Here is an 18,790-nt window from a genome sequence, read left to right on the forward strand (position 1 = left end):
GCTCCTTTCAACTATGAAAGGAGCTTTTCTTTTCTTTTCCTTTCTCCTTCTTCGGAAAAATCACATATGAAAATGAAATAACTGTATCTACTAAAAGTATAATTGCCCAAACTTGGCTAACACGACTCGCTGCTTTATTTAAAACAATCCCCGTTTCTAACCAATTACCCCATTGTTCAAACGGTACAAACCCATATAAGAAGAAAAAGAAAATATGAACAATCACAAATAAACTAAGATGCACTACCCAATTTTTCATTTCCTGCTTCGCATAGGCCATGCCTGTTAATTCTACTTGTTCTTCAATAATAGGCGCCGGTTCATTCCGCCATTTCGCAACTAATTTTTGTACAAATATATCAAGTTTCTTCAAATCCTTTTTCCCGTAGAAGACCGCATACAATAAAATAATTACAGTAATGATTTGAAAGTTAGAGAACTTTCCTGTTTGATAGTAATCCACTACTCCTAAAGTTAAAATAAACACTTCATTTACGAGTAGCACAATCCCCATAATAAAACTCGCCTTTTTCAAACGAAATCCGTAACGCAGTAAAAAGAAACCGATAGCCGATAACCAAAATACAATTTCTGCCCCAATTAAAAAATACCAACGATATTCTGCGAGTATACTCATTTATCCCTCTCCTTTTCATCATAAATACGAAAAGCTTCATCCATATATAGTAAAAGTTCTTCTTCGATTGGATACATGCTCATTTTCTGTGAAGCTTCCTTCGATTTTCTAACTTCCCATAACTTATCTAAAAATGCTTCGTCACCATTAGCCATCTCTAAACATTTCTGCATTAATTTCTTCGTTGCCTCTTGTACCTCATCACTAGCAGCTTCTTTACCATCTTTCATAAAAGTACGTAATTGCTTTAACAAATCTACCCACTCTAAAACATTCGGATCTTCCTCACTCATATTTGGCAAATTGTGAAGCAACTTTTGTTCTTCCTTTGAAAACACTTCATTTTGGAATATTTCACGTATACGAGGAGACTGTTTCGAAAGCTGAATCAATTCAAACATAACTTTCCAATCAAGTTCTCCCTCCACGTCCACCGAATAAACAACTGCTTGTAAAACACGCTCCATTTGATTAAATTTCTTTTGTTCTCCCTGTACAAATCGAAGTTGTTTTTCAAGAGAATCCTTTAAATTCAGCTCACCTTTTACTAACATATTCGCAGTTTCTTTTAACGAAAATCCCATTTCCTTTAAAAATAAAATTTGTTGCAAACGAATGACGTCAGCTTCACTATATAACCGATGTCCACCCTCTGTTTTCCCACTCGGCTTCAATAAATCTATTTGATCATAATAACGTAATGTACGTACCGTAACTCCTGTTTCTCTCGTCAATTGTTGTATTGAAATCACTGCCATCACCTCTTCCACTTCATTATAAAAGATGACGTTACGTAACTTTCAAGCTTTTTGTAAAAAAATACAAAAAGCTGTTTATACTCTTTGTATAAACAGCTTTTACGGAAATAACCCCTTTTGTACAGCACGACCACAAAATAAAATAAGTGCTCCAACAACAACACTCGTTGCTGTTTTATAATAATGGGCTGATAGTAATAAATAATACGATAAACCTACAGTACCAATCATAATACAAATACTTGGCACTGGATTACGAGAGAAGTTCTGCATTCCCCAAAACAAAGCAAAAATAGCCGTAGCAACACATAATACCGGTAATCCCATCCCAGTTCCCCTTTTTCTATTTATCCCTTACTCAGGCGATACCAAACTTATACACGATCAGCCTCTTTACTATTTCTATATTTCCATTTCGGCCAATAGTTCACAAAGAAATAAACAAACTGCCCTAGTACAAATAACACAAACGGCATACCAGCACTTCCGTAAACTATTAAATTGTACAAACTCCACACAGCTAAACTAATCGTAAAAAATAATCCTACATATTTAAACGCTTTATCTGACTGGAATCTCTCAAACTCATCCTGCATTTTTTCATTCCTCCTATCGCTATGCTCGTTTTCCTACCATAACTCCTATGATGAGACTACCTGCAAATAAGGAACTACATATTATAAGTATCTCTTGCACAGGTATAACAGCCCTGCCTATTGCTTTACTCGCAACAATATAAACAATAAGGAACAGAAATGCGAATACAAATGAGACGTTTACATGCTTTTTTATATTTTCATTTACTCGCTCATCTATATCAGGGAGTTCTTCTTTTTTGTACTTACGCTTTTTGTAATACATATACACTGTCAAAAATACAATTGCTAAAACGTTACTCACTACGAGCGGTAAAATTGGTATAGCTGGATTCATAATACAAACGACAATGTCTCCCAACAGCAATCCAAAAAACGTACCGACATACAACTTTCTAGCATCGTTCATTTTCTCTCCCCTTACTCTAGCGTAAATATCTCTTCCACCTTCACTCCAAAATATTTGGCGATTTTTAGGGATAATTCTAGACTCGGATTGTAATGATGGTTTTCAATCGCCACGATTGTCTGCCGCGTCACTTGCATCGCCTTTGCCATTTCCACTTGTGTTATATGATGTTGCTTTCTTAATTCTTTAATTTTATTTTTCACACCCATAGGCTCCACCTTCAAAAGTAAAGATATCTTTACTTAAATTATAAATATTTTCCAGTTACAAGTAAAGATATCTTTACAAATTTCAGAAAAATGTTTCACTGAACATCTACTCTAACAAAGTACAAGATTAATTCAATTTATATCAGCGATTTTTTAATATATCGACATCCGTAGCGCTATAATCATAAGAAAAAGCTGTCCCCAAATACCTTTGGGAACAGCTTCTTCGTCCTACTTACATAAATCCTAATCCCCATACAAGAACGTATCCAAGAACCGATAAGCAAACCGAGCCGATCAGCCCCGCCACAAATGCTTTGCTTCCTAACTTACGGAACGTTTTAAACTCTACATTTAAACCAAGCCCCGCCATCGCCATTGCGATAAGCATATAAGCGATGACTACAATATATCCCGCAACAACTTCTGGAATTACGCCAAGCGAATGCACCGCACTCATCGCTAAAAATCCGAAGATGAACCAAGGAATTGGAAGGTCACGCCACGATCTTTTTTCCTCGCTACCTTCACTCTTACCAAACCATACTCCGATTAAAATCGCTACTGGAACAAGCATTGCAACGCGCGTTAGTTTCACGATAACTGCGATATCTACAGCCGTACTTCCTCCTGGCGCCGCAGCCGCAATTACGTGAGCAATTTCATGCAGCGTCGCCCCTGAGAACACTCCGTATCCGTATGGGGATAGGCCAAGCACTGGATATAATAACGTATAAATAAGCGTAAATATCGTACCTAAAATAGCAATAATTGCGGCACCAACTGCTGTTTCATCATCCTTCGCTTTCACTTGCGGCGCAATTGCCACGACCGCAGCCGCCCCGCAAATTGCTGTCCCGCACGCTGTTAAAATGCCAAGTTTCTTTTCTACTTTAAATACTTTTGTTAGTCCGTATACAACGAAAATTGTAAATGTAATAACAACCGCAGCGATGACCAATACTTTCGGTCCCGCCTTCGCAATATCAACAAGGTTTAATCGCATTCCAAGTAAGATGATCCCAAAGCGCAGCAACTTCTTACTCGCAAAGTTCGTCCCTGCAATTGCTTCATGAGGAACTCCAATTGCTGCGCGCCAAATCATCCCAATTAGAATAGCAATTACTAATTGTCCCATAATATTTAAAAATGGAAGCTCTGCTAAATATTTCGCCGCAATTGCGATTAATAATGTAATCCCAATCCCTTGTGAAAATCCAAAGCCCTTCTTCTTTTGTATAACAAGTGTTTGTTCCACTTTGAACCACTCCAATAATCGTATTGGAACATGCATGTTCTTTCTACTTACATTATAAGAGAGTTTCTATAATAAGTTTAATATCAATATTGAATCTCTATCATCAGAAATACTTATGATAAAATAATAGAAAAAGAAAAGAGCCAATTATATGAACGTAGATATTTTAAAAATTTTTGTTACTGTCGTGGAACAGAAACACTTCTCCCGTGCAGCAGAATTATTAAATCTTTCACAGCCTGGCGTAAGTATGCACATTCGCAACTTAGAAAACGCATTCGGAACTACACTTATTCAGCGATCTCCGAAACATGTCCAAGTCACGGAAGCCGGAAATATTCTATACATACACGCAAAGCAAATGCTCTCTCTTTACGAAGATGCTAAACAAGAGATTAATGAGCTACATAACGTTGTAACAGGAACCCTTCGCATCGGTGCTAGTTTTACAATTGGCGAATACTTGCTCCCGAAAATACTAGCTAACTATGCGAATGAAAATCCACACGTCGAAGTCCATACCTTTATCTCAAATACAGAAGACGTTTTGCAAAGCCTTCGCTCTAATCAAATTGATATCGGCTTAGTAGAAGGGCAAGTTGTATATGCTGATGTTGACGTTGAAACATTTATGCAAGATGAAATGAAGCTCGTCGTCCCGCCAAACCATCCACTGCTCCGCACAAATGAAATAAACGAAAGCACACTCCAAGATCAAGTATGGGTATTAAGAGAAAGTGGTTCTGGAACACGCGCTTATAGTGACCGCTTTATTCATCAACACCATTTAAAAATGAAGCGATTCTTTACATTTAGTAGTATCCAAAGCGTGAAGGAAGCAGTGAGTGCCGGGCTTGGCATCGCTATACTTTCCGATTGGACTGTACGGAAAGAGCTACTTGCAAAAGAACTATTCCACGTCGAAGTTCCAAATGAGCAACTCATCCGTCCGTTCTCCATCGTGCGCGGCAAGTATTTCATTCCATCTAAAGCCATTCAAGTGTTCTTAAATCATGTAGATTCTTTTGCAAAAAAACAGCATTGACCTTCACATTAGTGTGAAGGTTTACAATACATGTAAAAGGAGTGAAACACATTGCGAATCGGGGAGTTATCAAAAGAAACTGGCGTTAGCGAAAGATCACTAAGACATTATGAAGAAAAGGGATTACTCCCTTCGAAGCGCCTCGCAAATGGCTATCGTGATTTCGATGAAAGTGCCATCGAAAAAGTGGAGCTTATTCAAATATACTTACAAATTGGCTTAAATTTAGAAGAGACGGCAAGGATGCTGCGCTGCCTTGAAATTGAACCGCACCTGTACGACAATCCGTGCAGCAGCATCCTTACGCTTTACGAAGATAAACTTAATGAAGTAACAAAGCAAATCTCATTGCTTTCCAACATCCAAACGAATTTGCAAAAACACGTTTCACTCCTAAAACAAGCAAAAGAAAGGGAATGATTACATGTTTGTTATACACGGCAGTTCAAGACAAAATGGAAATACAGAAACTTTAACACATATGATGATAGAGGGCATTGAAACAGAGCAAATTTACTTGCGAGACCATACAGTCCATCCTATTACAGACCAACGTCATGATGCAGAAGGATTCCAACCTGTAAATGATGACTACGAGCAGTTAACCAAACGCATGTTAGAGCACGACACAATTATCTTTGCTACACCATTATATTGGTACGGAATGAGCGGACATATGAAAAACTTCATCGATCGCTGGTCACAAAGCTTACGCGATACATCACTTCATTTCAAAGAAAAAATGAAAGGTAAAAAAATGTACGTTGTCATAGTTGGCGGAGATAATCCGAAACTAAAAGCATTACCGCTTATCTCCCAGTTCCAATACATCTTTGATTTTGTTGGTTCATCATTTGAAGGTTATATTATTGGGGATGCAAATGGATTAGATGAAATCCAAAACGATGCTGAGGCGCTAGCGAAGGCACAAATTTATAATAATGAATTCAAAAATTACAAACAGAAATAAGTTTGAAAAACTATTTAGACTTAGCAACGCAAGAAGAATTAGAAAGCATGTTACAAGAATATCCTGATCCAATACTTTTCATTAGCCATGACCGTGCCTTCATTCATTCTGTTGCAGACCATATTCTACAAGTAGATGAGGGTGAACCAAGAGTATTCCACGGTAATTATGAGCAATACACAAAAAGAACAACCGGGAATTCTGTAAACGTTACTGAACAAGAATTATTACGATTACAAACAAAATTAACAGAAAGCATCGGCCGAATTTTCATACCAAATCATCACGATGACATCAAATCTCTCGAACAAGAATACGAAACATTATTAGTTCAAATCCAAGAATGTAAAGAAGCGCTCTAATGTCTTCCCTATATATCGACAGGGCCTTCCGCATTTCCCAAGAAATATTGGAACTTCGACATAGAAATGTTAGACATAACAACAAAAAAGCCGTGCATCAGCACGGCTTTTTACTCTATATACGAACAGCAGTCCCGCTCACAGCAACCATTAGCATCCCTTCGCGAACTACTTCGTAATCCACGTCAATACCAACAATTGCATTCGCATTTTTTTGTCTCGCAAAAGTTTTCATTTCTTCCATTGCGATGTCACGCGCTTCTTTTAATTTACTTTCATAAGCGCCAGCACGACCACCGACAACATCACGGACAGAGGCGAAGAGGTCACGAACGATATTCGCACCCATAATCGCTTCTCCATTCACGATATCAATATACTCAATAATTTCTTTTCCTTGAATTGTAGACGTTGTTGTTACAATCATACTTTATAGCCTCCCATATGAGATTTTTACCTACTTATGGTGCACTAATTCAGTACAAATTATATTTACGAACTAAACTGAGCTTCGTATAACCTACTGTATCCTCCGCCTCGCTCAATTAATTCATCATGTGAACCTTGTTCTGCAATACCATCTTTATTTACAACGACGATTCGATCCGCATTTTTAATCGTTGCAAGTCTGTGAGCGATAACTAACGTTGTACGGCCAGCTGCTAATTCAGCAAGTGATTTTTGAATTGCAAGTTCCGTCTCAGTATCTAGTGCAGAAGTAGCTTCATCTAGTATTAAAATTGGCGGGTTTTTCAAGAACATACGAGCAATCGCTAAGCGCTGCTTCTGTCCACCAGAAAGTTTCACGCCGCGCTCACCGATAACAGTATCTAAACCGTCTGGTTGTGAATAAATTAAATCTTCTAGCTGCGCACGTTTTACTGCCTGCCAAATTTCAGCCTCTGATGCCTTTAAATTTCCGTAAGCAATATTTTCACGAATCGTTCCTGAGAATAAGAACACATCTTGCTGCACAATTCCAATTTGCTTACGAAGTGAAGATAACGTCATATCTTTCGTATCAATACCATCAATTTGAATCGATCCAGATGATTGCTCATAAAAACGTGGTAATAGGCTACATAACGTCGTTTTTCCAGCTCCTGATGGTCCAACGAACGCAACCGTTTCACCTGCATGTATGTTCAAACTAATGTCATTTAAAATCGGTTCTTTGTTTTCATAACCGAACGTAATGTTTTTATATTGAATATCACCGTGTACATGCTTCACTTCCATTGCATCTTTAGAGTCTACAATATCAGGCTCTGTTTCAAGAAGCTCTACATACCTTTTAAAGCCTGCAATCCCTTTCGGATAGCTTTCGATTACCGCATTGATTTTTTCAATTGGGCGGAAGAAAATATTCGTTAATAGAACGAATCCAATAAATCCACCGTACGTTAATTCGCCTTGCAGAACAAACCATGTGCCGCATATTAAGACGAAGAGTGTTACGAGACGCATGAGCATATAACTAATTGACGAATTTAACGCCATAATTTTATAAGCCATTAATTTCGTTGTACGGAAACGAGCGTTGTTCACAGCAAATTGCTCCTTCTCAAACTTTTCATTTCCGAATGCTTGTACAACGCGGATACCACCAACGTTGTTCTCAATACATGCATTGAAATCAGCAACGTCTGAGAATAAACGTCTAAACGTACCTGTCATTTTTTTGTTGAAGTACAGCGCTAACCATAATAGGAATGGAATGACGAAGAACGTTAATAGCGCTAACTTCCAGTTAATCATCATCATAAATGAGAACGCCCCAACTAAAGTCATAACAGCGATAAATAAATCTTCTGGCCCATGGTGAGCAATTTCCCCAATTTCCATTAAGTCGTTTGTAAGACGTGAAATTAAATGACCTGTTTTATTATTGTCAAAAAATCTGAATGATAGCTTTTGAATGTGATCAAATAATTTCTGCCTCATATCCGTTTCAATGTTAACACCAAGCATATGCCCCCAATATGTAACGACATATTGCAAACCTGCATTTAATATATAAACTGCAAGTAAACCGAAACAAGCCCATAAAATAAGCGTCCAGTTTTGCCCTGGCAATAACTTATCAATAAATTGATTTACGATAAGCGGGAAACCAAGTTCTAGTAATCCTGCGACGACTGCACAAGAAAAGTCGAGTATAAATAAACCTTTATAAGGTTTATAGTAAGAAAAAAATTTACGTAACATATCTTCCCTCCATTTTCCAAAATTAAAAAGACTCCCTAAATGATAACCATTATCAAATAATTATTCAAGTTATCCGTCTATGAAACTGAAAATAAGGTTTGCGATAGTTATCGTTTTTTGCCGGAAAGTCGATATATTTAAATAATCGCTGATATATTCCGATAATCGCCGATATAATTTCAATTGCGCTGATATATTCTGATAATCGCCGATATAAATTTCATTTACTAACTACCCTCTCCCAAACAAAAAAGGCATCACCACAAGGTGATACCCTTTCTTTTATTACATCGCTTCCGAATCCCACTCATGCTCCTGCTGAACAAATACAACACCTAATTCGTGATGTCCCCCAGCATACAATGCCGTTTGAGCAAGACGAAGCTCACCATTTGTATCTAATACTTCTAATTTACAAAATGCCCCTGTCGTCTTCGTTTGAAGTGCATCATAAAATTCCTCAGCACTTCTTGGAACGACTCCATTTACTTTCGTAATAATTTCTCCAGGCAGTAAATTCAGCTCTGCACCAATTGTATTCGGGATTGTATCTAATACAACGAGCCCATCATTACGTGCAGCGAAGTACGCTGGTCTTGTCTCATCAGAAATTTTTTCTTGCATGGAAATCGTGAAACGCCCAAGCATTGCGACTCCCATCGCGATAATTGCAAGTACATGCCACCAATAACTTGCGATTCCTAAAACGAGCACAAGTGCCGCTAAGCCATAGACACGTCTTCCTGTAAATAATAAAGCTTCCGTCGGCTCATAACTTCTAATCCTTCTCATAAATCCAATTAAAAATGGAACGAGGAATAGAGAATATGTATCAGAACCGATTGAAACGACAGGCCACCATGAAATAAACTGCGTTACCGCGTCACCTGGTACAAGAATAAAAATAGGAACGATCCATAAACGCTTGGATTCGTGTAAACCAATCTTTAGCCCACGCTTACCCTTCCTAATCTTCGGCGTAGAATATCCTACTGCATTTTTAGAAATCAACAAACCCTCTACAACGAGCATGACGCCTAGCAAAATAGCAAGAGATACAATCGTACTCTCCTCACCATCTCCAAGCTGTAAGAAGGAAACTGGTAGCTTAGAAGATAATAGAACACATATCATCGCGACACTAAATGTGTAAGCTGCTGATAAATATCGATACATAGCAGTTACTCCAAATAATAATGTCCAAAGTAAGATGACCCATAAACTCGCTTTAGAAACAACAAGTCCAAGTCCAATTGTAATAATAGATACAACTAATCCGTATTTAACTCCTGCAAATAGAGACGTTCGCAGTTCAAACCAAATATCATAAACTTTAAAAGAAAAATCCTTTCGTTCTCGTAACATACGTAAGTATCCAACGAAGATACTACTTATTAAAAATACATAGACAGCAGGGTGTAAGAAAAAACGTCCAACTGCCCGCATTATTTCAAAAATCCATGCCTCCACGAACCCATTCACCACCATTTATATCATTCTTTCTTTTTATATTATCATAACTGGACAAACGTTTGTTTAACACAAAAAAATACAGGCAGCAAACTGCCTGTATTTTTTTATTTCGCTATTAATTTTAATGCTGATTGTAATTGTAGATCATTTTCTCCAGAACGGATTTTTTCAATAATTTTCGTTTGAATCGCCTCAGCTGTCTTTTTATCTAGCTGTCCTGTCGCTTCCATCTCATTCGCATTTTGAAATGCTTTCAGCGCTGATTCTGTCTCTTTACTAAAGTATCCATCTTCACGTCCTGGTACATATCCTAAGCTCTTAAGCATTTCTTGCGCGTGCTTTACTTGTACATCATTTGAATTGTATGAAAGTGTCTTTTCAATTTGAATTGGTGTCGCATGATAATAATCCGGTTGCTTCACTTCTACGGTTGGCGCGATTCCTTTTTTATGAATCCAGTTTCCATCCGGTGTTAACCATTTAAACATCGTTAGTTTGATGTTGCTGCCATCTTTAAATGGAACGGCTTGCTGAACAGTACCTTTACCAAACGTTTTTTCACCAATTAAATCGTATCCTTCTCCCTCTTTTAGCGCACCCGCTAAAATCTCTGAAGCAGAAGCACTTCCATTATCAATTAATACTGAAATTGGATATGATTTTCTCTCTTTCAATTCCGTAGAGAATTTCTTCTTCTCACCATTTCGTTGCTCTACTTGTAGCATCGGCTTTTTATCCGTCATAATTTCCCCTAGTATCTCTTCTACACTATTTAAGTAGCCACCAGGATTACCACGCACGTCAATAACTAAGCCTTTTATGTTTTTCTTCTCTAACTCTTTTAACTGATCCTTAAATTCTTTCGCTGTATTTTCAGCAAAGGAAGTGATTTGCATATAACCGATATCTTTTCCGCTCTCTTGTTTCACAGAACTAAACACTGTGAAGATTGGAATTTTTTCACGCTTAATTTTAAATACAATCGGATCAGCTACTCCTGCACGCTTAATTTCAATCGCGACAGTCGTTCCTTTTTTACCACGAATCTTTAATACCGCTTCTTCACGTGATAAATCTTTCACACTATTTCCATCTACAGATAAAATTTGGTCATTCGGTTTAATTCCAATCTTTTCTGCCGGTGAGCCTTTAATTGGTGATACGATAATAAGCTTACCGTCCGTTTTGTTCACCTCAGCCCCAATCCCCTCTAGCTCAGGATCAAGCGATTCACTAAACTGTTTAGCCGTTTCTTTATCCATATACGTGGAATAAGGGTCCTTCAGCGTAGACAACATACCTTGTATTGCACCTTCGACTAACTTGTCATCCTTCACGTCTTCCACATAACGTGAATCAATTAGTGCATACGCCTCATTAATTTTTGCCAAATTCCCTTGCGCAGTGCTAGCGTTTCCACTCGAAATTGTTTGCGTCACTTCTGCTGGGTTAACCCCAAATAAAGACATACCTGCAAACATTCCGCCAGCACCAATTAAAAATGCAACAACCATTCCAATAATTGCAACTCTACGTTTCAATGCGGAATTCCCCTTTCCAAAACACACAGGTGGTGTAGCAAAAGGCATCACACAGTGTGTGATGCCTTTACCTATTTCTACTATATGATAAGCTTGTACGAATTATGTTTGCAACTTTTTATACTTTTAAGAAGCGACGAATTGACATTACACTTCCCCACATACCGATTAAAGCCCCAATTAATACTAGTAAACCAGCTAATTGGAATACGAAAGGACTATATGGTAGAAGCTCGAAAATTGTTCCGCCAAGTTTTTCGTTAAATACACTTTGCAGTGAATTATACGTAACTAAAATTAGGCCAATTGGAATAATTGATCCTAATACTCCTAGGAATAATCCTTCTAATAGAAACGGCCAACGAATAAACCAGTTTGTTGCACCTACAAGTTTCATAATTTCGATTTCTGTACTACGAGCATAAATTGTAATTTTAATTGTGTTAGAGATTAAGAACATCGCTGTGAATAAAAGACCAGCAATTAGTGCAATCCCGATATTACGTCCTGTTTTTACAGTATCAAATAATTTTTCAACTTGACCTTTACCGTATTGAACGTTACTTACAAACTGCATTTTTTCAATCTTTTTCGCAATTGTTGCTGTATCTGTTGGTTCTTTTGCTTTTACAATGAATACGTTTTTCAATGGGTTATCTTGTTCAAATAACTCAAACGCTTTTCCGCTATCGCCTAAGCTTTTAATTAAGCTTTTTAGCTCTTCCTCTTTAGAAGAATATTTAATAGAGTCTACTTTTGCAATCTTACTCATATCATCTTCTAATTTCTTTTGATCAGCTTCTTTTGCTGCTGGATCAATGTGTACACGAATCTCAACATCTTGCTCTACCTTCGTCGCAAAATGGTTCATATTCATAATGGCTGTTAAAAAGACACCTACAAGTAATAATGTAACTGTTACTGCACTAACAGAAGCAAACGTCATCCATCCGTTACGGGATAGATTTTTTACACCTTCTCGCAAATGTCGACTAAGGGTCTTAGCCTTCATATCCGTATCCTCCCTCAATCTCGTCTCGAACAATTTTTCCGCCTTCAATCGCGATTACACGATGACGGATTGTATTTACGATATCTGCATTATGCGTCGCCATAACAATTGTTGTACCACGCTCATTAATGCGAGTAAAAATCTTCATAATATCTAGAGCTGTTTCAATATCTAAGTTACCTGTTGGCTCATCGGCAATTACAACCTTTGGTCGATTTACAATCGCTCTCGCAATCGCAACACGTTGTTGCTCTCCACCTGAAAGTTCACTTGGAAGTGCGTCTGCACGATCTTCAAGACCTACAAGACCTAAAACTTCTGTTACACGCTCACGAATTGCATCTGGTTCTTCTTCAATTACTTCTAAGGCAAACGCAACATTCTCATATACCGTTAATTTAGGTAGTAATTTAAAATCTTGGAAAATTACGCCTAATTGACGACGGAAATATGGAACATCTCTTTCTGCCAATGTTTCAATAACAAGTCCATTTACATTAATTGATCCTGTAGATGGCTTCTCTTCGCGATACATCATTTTAATAAATGTAGATTTTCCGGCTCCACTCGGTCCAACTACGTATACAAACTCACCTTGTTTAATGTTAACTGTGAGACCAGCAATGGCTTTCATACCATTCGGGTACTCCTTATAAACATTCGTCATTTTTATCATTATTTATCACCCAATACTTAATGATTTTTTTCGAAATACTTTTCTGTACATTTGAAAATAAAAGATAGCCTTTTATTCCCGCCTAACCATTCTTGTTGAAGGTAGTCTACTTATACTCTGTTTCTAAGCAATACTACTCTATGTAATATATTTCAGCAAAATTCTACAAACCCCATTGTAACATCAAACGGTTTCCAATTCGGATACATTTTTGTTACAGTTATGTTACATCCCCAAGAAAGGGAAACGAGTTGACTATATTAATCAACTCGTCCATTTTACCCTTCTTATTTATGTTCAGCTAACCATTCAGCTACTTTTTTCGCATCTTTACCTTGAATGATTCCTGGTGACATAGAACCGCGGCCTTTTTCAATAATCTTTTCAATCTCTGCTGCGTCATATTTCTGTCCTACTTTTCGTAAATCGGGTCCAGTTGCTCCTGATAAATCTTTCGCATGACAACCTATACAACTTTTTTGATAAATTTGCTCTGGGCTATCTGTGCTTGCAGATTGTTTCGAAGGCTTACTCTCTTCTTTATTTCCACACGCTCCTAAAGCAAAAACGACTGATGTTCCTAGCGCAATAGCCAACAATTTCTTTTTCACTTCTATCGCTCCCCATTGTTGATATTCTTTTCATTCCTAACACACTCATTTTCATTATAAGCATTATCTTTATATAGAAAAACTAAGGTATATTTCATATTCTTCAAAAATACAGTGAGAACCCTAATAATATAAAGCTTTTATAAGATGTTTCAATTCTGTGAACAACTTATAAACTTCTATAAAGAATCCTTTTTGAACGGGAAATCAGAAAAGTTCTGTATAAAGTATTACTCTATTGCCGCTCTGTTTTACTATTCTCTACTTTTTACAAAACAATATACAACATTGTATGCTACATATAATCCCATCAAAAAGAGAAGTTGTCGTTTCCAACTTCTCTTCCTCTGTACTTCATCCATATAAATAAAATAATACTCTTTATATCCTCTATATCCTCAGCATGCGCCAACAATTTTGTTGGCCTTTTTTCGCTTATTAAATGCGAGAACGTAAGTAAGCATCAATAAACGGATCAATTTCTCCATCCATAACTGCTTGTACGTTACCAACCTCTGTATTTGTACGGTGGTCTTTCACAAGAGAATATGGGTGGAATACGTAAGAACGGATTTGGCTACCCCATCCGATTTCTTTTTGCTCTCCACGAATCTCATCTAATTGTGCTTGTTGCTCTTCCAATTTCTTTTGATATAATTTCGCTTTTAACATTTTCATCGCGTGCTCACGGTTTTTAATTTGAGAACGCTCTGACTGACACGTTACAACCGTATTTGTCGGTGTATGCGTAATACGAACTGCTGAATCTGTCGTATTAACGTGCTGTCCACCAGCTCCACTTGCGCGGTACGTATCAATTTTCAAGTCTTCCGTACGCACTTCAATTTCAACTTCATCATTGAATTCAGGTACAACTTCACAAGATACGAACGATGTATGACGACGGCCTGAAGAATCGAATGGCGAAATACGCACAAGACGATGTACACCTTTCTCTGCCTTTAAGTAACCGTAAGCGTTATGACCTTTAATTAATAAAGTAACACTCTTAATACCAGCTTCGTCACCTGGTAAGTAGTCAACTGTTTCTACTTTAAAGCCACGTTTTTCAGCCCAACGTGTGTACATACGTAGTAACATAGAACCCCAGTCTTGTGACTCTGTTCCACCAGCACCTGGGTGTAATTCTAAAATTGCATTATTTTTATCATAAGGATCGCTTAATAATAACTGAAGTTCATACTCATTCATTTCTTGAATTAAGCCTTTTACTTCTGATTCAAGCTCCTCATGTAAATCTTCATCATACTCTTCTTTTAAAAGCTCATGCGTGACTTCTAAATTTTCGAATGTCTCATCTAACTGACGGAACTTCCCAACCATATCTTTCAGTGCATTTGCTTCGTTAATTACAACTTGTGCGCCTTGTTGGTCATCCCAAAATCCTGCACCCATCATTTTCTCTTCTAATTCTGCAATTTGTTTCTCCTTAGTAGGGAGGTCAAAGAGACCCCCTAAAAGCCGCTAATCTCTTAGCCATTTTCTCTAATTCCTGTCTAATTTCTACTAATTCCATTTCCTTCACCTCTATGTAATTGCTGTTACTTTCGTATGAAAACAAGGGAAACTCTCTCCACTTATGACGGAGAGAGTTTAATCCTTCTTAATTAAACATTTTTGATATAAAAGTTTGCAAAGCGGCCTGAACTACTGCCCTATATTACTTACCGATACCACAGCAGTTTTTATATTTTTTACCGCTACCACATTTACATAAATCGTTGCGGCCCACTTGGTCACCTTTTACAACTGGCTTTTTCTTCGCTTCTTCGCCATCGCTAGATGGGTGAACAGCTTCACCTTGAACAACTTCTTGACGCTCTAAGTTTTGTTCAATTTCAGCTTTCATAATGTAACGAGCGATTTCTTCTTCGATAGAAGCAATCATTGATTCGAACATTGCGAATCCTTCCATTTGATACTCACGAAGTGGATCGATTTGACCGTAAGCACGTAAATGAATACCTTCACGAAGGTGATCCATCGCATCAATATGCTCTGTCCATTTCGTATCTACAACACGGAATACAACAACTTTTTCGAACTCACGCATTTGCTCTTCTGGCATTAGCTTTTCTTTGTCATTGTAACGCTCTATTAATTTCGCGATAATTGGCTCGCTCATTTCCTCTGGAGCAAGACGACGTAATTCTTCTTCTTTCACATCTCCTTCTTGCAGAAGGTTTGTATTTAAGTAGTCAACAAGACCTTTAATGTTCCAATCTTCTTCAATTTCTTCTTGTGTATGAAGTCCAACCGCACGCTCTACTGTAGATTTCATCATACCTTCAATAATGCCGCGTAAGTTCTCAGACTCCATTACTTCTTGACGCTGTTTGTAAATAACTTCACGTTGCTGACGAAGTACATCATCGTATTGTAGTAACTGCTTACGTGCATCATAGTTATTTCCTTCTACACGTTTTTGCGCAGATTCTACTGCACGAGAAACCATTTTACTTTCGATTGGCTGAGAATCATCCATACCAAGACGATCCATCATTGCTTTCATGTTATCTGAACCGAAGCGGCGCATTAATTCATCTTCCATCGATAAGTAGAACTGCGTAACACCAGGGTCCCCTTGACGACCAGCACGACCACGTAACTGATTATCAATACGACGACTTTCGTGACGCTCTGTACCGATAACTGCTAAACCAACGTTTTTAATATCTTCTCCCAGCTTAATATCCGTACCACGACCCGCCATGTTCGTCGCAATCGTTACAGCGCCTTTCATACCAGCTTCTGCAATGATATCTGCTTCACGCGCATGGTTTTTCGCATTTAAAATGTTATGACGTACACCTTTACGCGTTAACATTTTTGAAATAAGCTCTGATGTTTCAATTGCAACTGTACCGACAAGAACAGGTTGTCCTTGTTTATGACGATTTACAATATCCTCAACAACAGCATTAAATTTACCCTCCATTGATTTGAAGATTAAATCAGCACGGTCATCACGGACAATCGGTTTATTTGTTGGAATTACGATAACGTTCATATTATAAATGCTACGGAATTCTTCTTCCTCTGTTTTCGCTGTACCAGTCATACCAGATAACTTTTCGTACATACGGAAGTAGTTCTGGAACGTAATTGTCGCAAGCGTCATACTTTCATTTTGAATTTCTACGCCTTCTTTTGCCTCGATAGCTTGGTGTAAACCTTCACTATAACGACGACCTTTCATAAGACGACCAGTAAATTGGTCTACAATTACGATTTCGCCTTCTTGTACAACATAATCTGTATCACGATGCATAACAACGTGTGCACGAAGCGCCTGATTAATGTGGTGAAGAAGTGCTACATGTTTTAAATCGAATAAGTTTTCAATATGGAAAGCTTTCTCAGCTTTCGTAATACCATCTTCTGTTAACATTACATTTTTCGTCTTCACATCAAATGAATATTCTTTTTCATTTTCTAATGTACGAACGAATGCATTTGCAAACATGTATAGCTCTGTTGATTTTTGAGCTTGTCCAGAAATAATAAGTGGCGTACGTGCTTCATCGACTAAGATAGAATCGACTTCATCGATAATAGCAAAGTGAAGTGGACGTTGAACGCACTGCTCTTTATATAACACCATGTTATCACGTAAGTAATCGAATCCAAGCTCGTTATTCGTGCTATACGTAATATCAGCAGCATAAGCCTCTTGTTTCTCTTCTCGTGACATATGGTTTAAGTTAATTCCTACTGTTAAGCCTAGGAACTCATGAAGTTGTCCCATTTCGCTCGCATCACGTTGCGCTAAGTATTCATTGACTGTAACAACGTGAACACCTTTTCCTGTTAAAGCATTTAAATATACAGGTAATGTAGATGTTAACGTTTTACCTTCACCCGTTTTCATCTCAGAGATATTCCCTTCATGTAAGGCAATACCACCCATTAACTGTACACCATACGGACGCATTCCAAGAACACGAGTCGCAGCTTCACGAACAACCGCAAAAGCTTCAGGTAGTAGATCATCTACTGTTTCACCTTTTGTTAGACGTTCTTTAAATTCAAGCGTCTTCCCTTTTAATTGTTCATCAGTTAATGGCTTAATAGATGACTCTAATGCATCAATTTGCTCAACTGTCTTCTGCATACGTTTAATTTGGCGTTGATTTACATCAAACACCTTTTTTAAAATACCGATCATAGGAAATACGCTCCTCTTTTTATTAAAATAAAACTTCCGATTGTTTTTTCTTTTTCTCTATTACAATCAGTCGTTATAAAAATCAAATGTATGTTATGCCAATTTTTCTCCTAATTAAAAAAACTAAAATGTATATACCTAATGATAATTGTAACACTTGTCTTATAACTATGACAACAATCGGCCGAATGTCTCGTTCTAAATTAAGAAAACTTTTTTTAAAAATCTATTTTCAGCAAAAAAACGCAGCCATTTCGGCTGCGCTTTCGAATTATTATTTAGTTTCGATTAAACCATATTTCCCATCTTTACGGCCATATACAACATTTGTTTCATTTGTATCAGCATTTGTGAAGACGAAGAAATTATGTCCTAGCATATCCATTTGTAGGATTGCCTCTTCAACGTCCATCGGTTTTAAATCGAATCGTTTTGTACGTACAAGTTCTAGTTCATCCTCTTCTACCTGATCCAGAACAGCTACTGCTTCTGGAAGGATAAAGTTCGTTTTTATAGAACCTTTCTCACGTAACTTACGATTTACTTTTGTTTTATGTTTACGAATTTGTCGCTCAAGTTTATCAACTACTAAATCGATAGCAGCGTACATATCGCTATTAGTTTCTTCTGCACGAAGTAATAAATCAGTAAATGGGATTGTTACCTCGACACGTTGCTTGTCAGAGTATACTTTTAAATTAACTTTAATCTCTGGGAATGTATCAAAATAACGCTCTAACTTACTTAGTTTTTTCTCTACATATTCCTTTAATGCTGGAGTTACTTCAATATTTTCACCACGAATGTTGAATTTCATAGATGAATTCCTCCTTTCA

21 protein-coding genes are annotated in these 18,790 nt (G+C 37.5%); 4 read left to right on the plus strand and 17 right to left on the minus strand.

The genetic code is table 11. The features are described from left to right. Window positions 1–7: 7 nt before the first annotated feature. The 7 genes from V7S50_RS21145 to V7S50_RS21175 all read right to left on the minus strand — a co-directional run bounded on the left by V7S50_RS21145 (window position 8) and on the right by V7S50_RS21175 (window position 3,867). The gene (locus tag V7S50_RS21145; protein WP_242254880.1) at window positions 8–637 is read right to left on the minus strand and encodes a hypothetical protein; all 630 of its coding nucleotides are present in this window, start codon (window positions 635–637) and stop codon (window positions 8–10) included. Further along, on the minus strand, window positions 634–1,395 hold the full coding sequence (locus V7S50_RS21150; protein ID WP_242254882.1) for a MerR family transcriptional regulator: 762 nt from the start codon (window positions 1,393–1,395) through the stop codon (window positions 634–636). Before V7S50_RS21150 ends, V7S50_RS21145 begins: the two co-directional genes overlap by 4 nt. A 99-nt stretch (window positions 1,396–1,494) precedes the next feature. Then, window positions 1,495–1,722 (minus strand): hypothetical protein, encoded by a 228-nt coding sequence (locus V7S50_RS21155; protein WP_242254891.1) that lies wholly within the window; start codon window positions 1,720–1,722, stop codon window positions 1,495–1,497. Window positions 1,723–1,769: 47 nt separating this feature from the next. Continuing rightward, window positions 1,770–1,991 carry a hypothetical protein gene (locus V7S50_RS21160; protein WP_063221790.1) on the minus strand — a complete coding sequence of 74 codons (222 nt, stop codon included), beginning with the start codon at window positions 1,989–1,991 and terminating at the stop codon, window positions 1,770–1,772. Window positions 1,992–2,010: 19 nt separating this feature from the next. After that, window positions 2,011–2,400, minus strand: coding sequence for a hypothetical protein (locus V7S50_RS21165; RefSeq protein ID WP_063221791.1), 390 nt, complete (start codon window positions 2,398–2,400; stop codon window positions 2,011–2,013). Window positions 2,401–2,411: 11 nt separating this feature from the next. Beyond that, the gene (locus V7S50_RS21170) at window positions 2,412–2,609 is read right to left on the minus strand and encodes a helix-turn-helix transcriptional regulator (protein WP_000538359.1); all 198 of its coding nucleotides are present in this window, start codon (window positions 2,607–2,609) and stop codon (window positions 2,412–2,414) included. Between the two features lie 235 nt (window positions 2,610–2,844). Further along, on the minus strand, window positions 2,845–3,867 hold the full coding sequence (locus V7S50_RS21175; RefSeq protein ID WP_242254905.1) for a YeiH family protein: 1,023 nt from the start codon (window positions 3,865–3,867) through the stop codon (window positions 2,845–2,847). Between the two features lie 151 nt (window positions 3,868–4,018). On the opposite strand from V7S50_RS21175, the gene V7S50_RS21180 reads away from it, so the two are divergent. From V7S50_RS21180 to V7S50_RS21195, 4 genes are read left to right on the plus strand one after another with little or no spacing between them, the layout of a single operon-like run. After that, window positions 4,019–4,912 (plus strand): LysR family transcriptional regulator, encoded by an 894-nt coding sequence (locus V7S50_RS21180; protein WP_242254908.1) that lies wholly within the window; start codon window positions 4,019–4,021, stop codon window positions 4,910–4,912. Between the two features lie 51 nt (window positions 4,913–4,963). After that, window positions 4,964–5,332 (plus strand): MerR family transcriptional regulator, encoded by a 369-nt coding sequence (locus V7S50_RS21185; protein WP_242254912.1) that lies wholly within the window; start codon window positions 4,964–4,966, stop codon window positions 5,330–5,332. 4 nt (window positions 5,333–5,336) lie between these two features. Next, the gene (locus V7S50_RS21190; protein WP_242254914.1) at window positions 5,337–5,882 is read left to right on the plus strand and encodes a flavodoxin family protein; all 546 of its coding nucleotides are present in this window, start codon (window positions 5,337–5,339) and stop codon (window positions 5,880–5,882) included. 2 nt (window positions 5,883–5,884) lie between these two features. Further along, entirely contained in the window at window positions 5,885–6,244 is a 360-nt protein-coding gene (locus tag V7S50_RS21195) for a macrolide transporter (RefSeq protein ID WP_242254916.1), read from the plus strand. Between the two features lie 115 nt (window positions 6,245–6,359). Here V7S50_RS21195 and V7S50_RS21200 read toward each other — a convergent pair whose 3' ends face one another. From V7S50_RS21200 to hpf, 10 genes are all read right to left on the minus strand, one after another. Then, window positions 6,360–6,671, minus strand: coding sequence for a heavy metal-binding domain-containing protein (locus V7S50_RS21200; protein ID WP_000637523.1), 312 nt, complete (start codon window positions 6,669–6,671; stop codon window positions 6,360–6,362). Window positions 6,672–6,736: 65 nt separating this feature from the next. Beyond that, window positions 6,737–8,452, minus strand: a complete 1,716-nt coding sequence (locus tag V7S50_RS21205) for an ABC transporter ATP-binding protein (RefSeq protein ID WP_242254918.1) — start codon at window positions 8,450–8,452, stop codon at window positions 6,737–6,739. Between the two features lie 285 nt (window positions 8,453–8,737). Next, window positions 8,738–9,940, minus strand: a complete 1,203-nt coding sequence (locus tag V7S50_RS21210) for a PDZ domain-containing protein (protein ID WP_242254920.1) — start codon at window positions 9,938–9,940, stop codon at window positions 8,738–8,740. Window positions 9,941–10,029: 89 nt separating this feature from the next. Next, entirely contained in the window at window positions 10,030–11,466 is a 1,437-nt protein-coding gene (locus tag V7S50_RS21215; RefSeq protein WP_000830292.1) for a S41 family peptidase, read from the minus strand. Window positions 11,467–11,584: 118 nt separating this feature from the next. After that, window positions 11,585–12,478, minus strand: a complete 894-nt coding sequence (gene ftsX / locus V7S50_RS21220; protein ID WP_063221800.1) for a permease-like cell division protein FtsX — start codon at window positions 12,476–12,478, stop codon at window positions 11,585–11,587. Further along, the gene (gene ftsE, locus V7S50_RS21225; protein ID WP_080468341.1) at window positions 12,468–13,154 is read right to left on the minus strand and encodes a cell division ATP-binding protein FtsE; all 687 of its coding nucleotides are present in this window, start codon (window positions 13,152–13,154) and stop codon (window positions 12,468–12,470) included. Before ftsE ends, ftsX begins: the two co-directional genes overlap by 11 nt. Window positions 13,155–13,441: 287 nt before the next feature. After that, a complete protein-coding gene (gene cccB / locus V7S50_RS21230) occupies window positions 13,442–13,765 on the minus strand; it encodes a cytochrome c551 (protein ID WP_242254922.1) in 324 nt (107 codons plus the stop codon). Window positions 13,766–14,203: 438 nt separating this feature from the next. Then, window positions 14,204–15,302 (minus strand): peptide chain release factor 2 gene (gene prfB / locus V7S50_RS21235; protein WP_098555249.1). Its coding sequence is split into 2 segments (ribosomal slippage): window positions 14,204–15,229 and window positions 15,231–15,302, totalling 1,098 coding nucleotides; the frame shifts between segments, so codons are not numbered across the junction. 144 nt (window positions 15,303–15,446) lie between these two features. Next, window positions 15,447–17,954 carry a preprotein translocase subunit SecA gene (secA, locus tag V7S50_RS21240; protein ID WP_242254925.1) on the minus strand — a complete coding sequence of 836 codons (2,508 nt, stop codon included), beginning with the start codon at window positions 17,952–17,954 and terminating at the stop codon, window positions 15,447–15,449. A 274-nt stretch (window positions 17,955–18,228) separates the two neighbouring features. Further along, window positions 18,229–18,771, minus strand: coding sequence for a ribosome hibernation-promoting factor, HPF/YfiA family (hpf, locus tag V7S50_RS21245; RefSeq protein WP_060632875.1), 543 nt, complete (start codon window positions 18,769–18,771; stop codon window positions 18,229–18,231). Window positions 18,772–18,790: the final 19 nt, after the last annotated feature.

Origin of the sequence: Bacillus sp. CCNWLW194, assembly GCF_037120585.1 — a bacterium.
In the GTDB taxonomy this organism is placed as follows: Bacteria; Bacillota; Bacilli; order Bacillales; family Bacillaceae_G; genus Bacillus_A; species Bacillus_A basilensis.

Bases quoted from the DNA above. Each gene is read 5' to 3' on its own strand.
- V7S50_RS21145 (WP_242254880.1), bottom strand. From the start codon at position 637: ATGAGTATACTCGCAGAATATCGTTGGTATTTTTTAATTGGGGCAGAA.
- V7S50_RS21150 (WP_242254882.1), bottom strand. From the start codon at position 1,395: ATGGCAGTGATTTCAATACAACAATTGACGAGAGAAACAGGAGTTACG.
- V7S50_RS21155 (WP_242254891.1), bottom strand. From the start codon at position 1,722: ATGGGATTACCGGTATTATGTGTTGCTACGGCTATTTTTGCTTTGTTT.
- V7S50_RS21160 (WP_063221790.1), bottom strand. From the start codon at position 1,991: ATGCAGGATGAGTTTGAGAGATTCCAGTCAGATAAAGCGTTTAAATAT.
- V7S50_RS21165 (WP_063221791.1), bottom strand. From the start codon at position 2,400: ATGAACGATGCTAGAAAGTTGTATGTCGGTACGTTTTTTGGATTGCTG.
- V7S50_RS21170 (WP_000538359.1), bottom strand. From the start codon at position 2,609: ATGGGTGTGAAAAATAAAATTAAAGAATTAAGAAAGCAACATCATATA.
- V7S50_RS21180 (WP_242254908.1), top strand. From the start codon at position 4,019: ATGAACGTAGATATTTTAAAAATTTTTGTTACTGTCGTGGAACAGAAA.
- V7S50_RS21190 (WP_242254914.1), top strand. From the start codon at position 5,337: ATGTTTGTTATACACGGCAGTTCAAGACAAAATGGAAATACAGAAACT.
- V7S50_RS21200 (WP_000637523.1), bottom strand. From the start codon at position 6,671: ATGATTGTAACAACAACGTCTACAATTCAAGGAAAAGAAATTATTGAG.
- V7S50_RS21205 (WP_242254918.1), bottom strand. From the start codon at position 8,452: ATGTTACGTAAATTTTTTTCTTACTATAAACCTTATAAAGGTTTATTT.
- V7S50_RS21210 (WP_242254920.1), bottom strand. From the start codon at position 9,940: ATGGTGGTGAATGGGTTCGTGGAGGCATGGATTTTTGAAATAATGCGG.
- ftsX (WP_063221800.1), bottom strand. From the start codon at position 12,478: ATGAAGGCTAAGACCCTTAGTCGACATTTGCGAGAAGGTGTAAAAAAT.
- ftsE (WP_080468341.1), bottom strand. From the start codon at position 13,154: ATGATAAAAATGACGAATGTTTATAAGGAGTACCCGAATGGTATGAAA.
- secA (WP_242254925.1), bottom strand. From the start codon at position 17,954: ATGATCGGTATTTTAAAAAAGGTGTTTGATGTAAATCAACGCCAAATT.
- hpf (WP_060632875.1), bottom strand. From the start codon at position 18,771: ATGAAATTCAACATTCGTGGTGAAAATATTGAAGTAACTCCAGCATTA.